The 2,552-nt window shown below is 65.8% G+C and carries 1 protein-coding gene and 2 pseudogenes; 1 reads left to right on the forward strand and 2 read right to left on the reverse strand.

From position 1 onward, the window contains the following. Positions 1-1,177: pseudogene (locus H926_RS30430) on the reverse strand (sarcosine oxidase subunit beta family protein); the annotation flags it as partial. 158 nt (positions 1,178-1,335) lie between these two features. On the opposite strand from H926_RS30430, the gene purU reads away from it, so the two are divergent. After that, on the forward strand, positions 1,336-2,223 hold the full coding sequence (gene purU, locus H926_RS0123850; RefSeq protein ID WP_051146502.1) for a formyltetrahydrofolate deformylase: 888 nt from the start codon (positions 1,336-1,338) through the stop codon (positions 2,221-2,223). A 99-nt stretch (positions 2,224-2,322) separates the two neighbouring features. Here purU and H926_RS30435 read toward each other — a convergent pair. Further along, positions 2,323-2,552: pseudogene (locus H926_RS30435) on the reverse strand (MFS transporter); the annotation flags it as partial.

A 2,552-nucleotide genomic window follows, 5' to 3' on the forward strand; every position in this document is an offset into this window, starting at 1 on the left:
GGTGGTGGGCATAGAGATGCCCCGATCCCGGCGTCGCCTTGAACCCGCCATAGCACCAGCCGCCGTTGATATAGAGGTTGCGCAGCGGCAGGTCGCCGATGATCGGCGAGCCGTCAAAGCTCATGTCGGTCACGCCCGACCAGCAGCGCACCATGCGCAACCGGCTGAGCGCCGGCACCAGGGCAATCGCCTGGGCGATCGCATCTTCCAGCCGCACCGGCTGGCCGCGCTGGGCATAGCTGGGAAAGCCATCGGGATCGCCGCCCGCCACGATCCCGCCCTTGTCGGATTGCGAGATATAGCAGTGCAGCGATTGCGACATGATCACCGTATCGATCATCGGCTTGACCGGCTCGGTGACATAGGCCTGCAGCGTGTGGCTTTCGATCGGCAGGCGCAGTCCGGCAAGGCCCGCGACATGGCCGCTGTTGCCCGCCACGCAGATTGCCACCTTGCCCGCCGCGATTGCGCCGCGCGTGGTCTCGATGCCGGTCACGCGGTCGCCCTCGCGAACGAAGCCGGTCACCTCGCAATTCTCGATCACGTCCACGCCCAGGTTGTCGGCCGCGCGGGCATAGCCCCAGGCTACGGCATCGTGCCGCGCAGTGCCGCCGCGATGCTGGATCATCCCCCCCTGAATCGGCCAGCGCGCATGGGGGGAAAAATCGAGCAGCGGCACCAGGCGGCGCACCGCGTCCACGTCCATCAGCTCGGCATCGATGCCCATCGCGCGCAAGCTATCGCCGCGTTCGGCCAGACGCGTCATGTCGGCATCGGAATGGCCCAGGAACAGCGCACCGCGCGGCGAGAACATGACGTTGTAGTTCAGTTCGTCAGACAGGCCTTCCCACAGCGTGAGCGAATGCTCGAGCAGACGCTGCAGCGGGGCCTGGCGATAGTTGGACCGCACGATCGTGGTGTTGCGGCCGGTGTTGCCGCCACCGATCCAGCCCTTTTCCACCACCGCCACGTTGCGGATGCCGTGCTGGCTCGCCAGGTAATAGGCCGTGGCCAGGCCATGCGCGCCGCCGCCGATGATCACCACGTCATAGCTCGGCCGGGGCTCTGCCGCGCGCCAGGCACGGCCCCAGTGGCGATGGCCGCCCAGCGCGCCACGCAGCAAGGCCAGCGCGGAATAGCGGCCCTGCGGCCAACGGGTTGATCGGGTTCCTGTCACGCCATCATGGGTAAGTGGCGCAGGGCGATCCCGTCGCGTCTAAAAATGTCATCCCCATGGCCGAAAATGTGATTTGCCAAAAACGCCTGACGACCGGTCTTTGCAGGGCGTGAAAGCGCGGGCGGCACACGGCCGGCCCGCCGGGGGGAACGCAAAGCATGACCGGAATTGTTGATCCGGGGGCGCTGGCCATGCCAGGTCAGGCTCTCTTGCTGCGCTGCGCCGATCAGCGCGGCATCGTCGCGGCGGTGGCCGGCTTCCTGGCGGAACAGGGGGCCACGATCACCGAATCCAATCATTTCAACAACGGCACCAAGGGCCAGTTCGCCATGCGCACGGCGTTTGCCGGCGATGGCGCACCGCTGCCCGATGTGGCCACGCTGCGCCAGCGCTTTGCCCCGATCGCCGATCGCTTTGCCATGGACTGGTCGCTGCACGACATGGCCCAACGCCCGCGCCTGCTGCTGGCGGTATCGAAATTCGGGCATTGCCTGTTCGATCTGCTGCACCGCTGGCGCGCCGGGCTGCTGCCGGTCGATATCGTCGGCGTGGTTTCCAACCATGATGACATGCGCAGCTTTGTCGAATGGAGCGGCCTGCCCTATCACCACCTGCCGACCAAGCCGGATGGCAAAGCCGCGCAGGAAGCCCGCTTTGCCGCGCTGATCGACGAGACGCAGCCCGATCTGGTGGTGCTGGCGCGCTACATGCAGATACTCTCGCCGATGCTCTGCGCCAAGGTGGCGGGGCGCTGCATCAATATCCACCACAGCTTCCTGCCCAGCTTCAAGGGCGCCAAACCCTATCACCAGGCGCACGAGCGCGGGGTGAAGATCATCGGCGCCACCGCGCACTATGTCACGACCGACCTGGATGAAGGGCCGATCATCGAACAGGACGTACGCCGCGTCAGCCATGTCCATGCGCCCGACACGCTGGTGGCGCTGGGCCGTGACGTGGAATGCCAGGTGCTGGCCCGCGCGGTGTCGTGGCATATCGAACGGCGCGTGATGGTCGATGGCAACAAGACCATCGTGTTTGGCTGAACCGCATTATTGTGCAGTGCAGCATTTTACTGAATTTCCCCGGTGAAACCGCAAGGTTTCCCCGGGGAAATCACATATACATCTGTAATTATTATTCTTTTATGCTTCCTGCGGACGCCGCGCCAACCAGTTGACCAGCCCCGCCCCCACGCCCAGCGCCAGGCCCAGCACGCTCACCCCGGTCCAGGCCGCGCCGTGCCAGGCCAGCGCCGCCAGGGCAGAGCCGGCCGCACCCAGCAGGAACATGCCGCCCATGAACAGTGTGTTGAGCCGCGCGCGGGCGCCTTGGTCCAGCGCATAGACGATATGCTGGTGCGAGATCAGCGCGC

This window comes from Novosphingobium sp. B-7, assembly GCF_000410615.1.
Lineage (GTDB): Bacteria > Pseudomonadota > Alphaproteobacteria > Sphingomonadales > Sphingomonadaceae > Novosphingobium > Novosphingobium capsulatum.

Coding starts and splice junctions, on each gene's coding strand:
- purU (WP_051146502.1), top strand. CDS start 1,336: ATGACCGGAATTGTTGATCCGGGGGCGCTGGCCATGCCAGGTCAGGCT.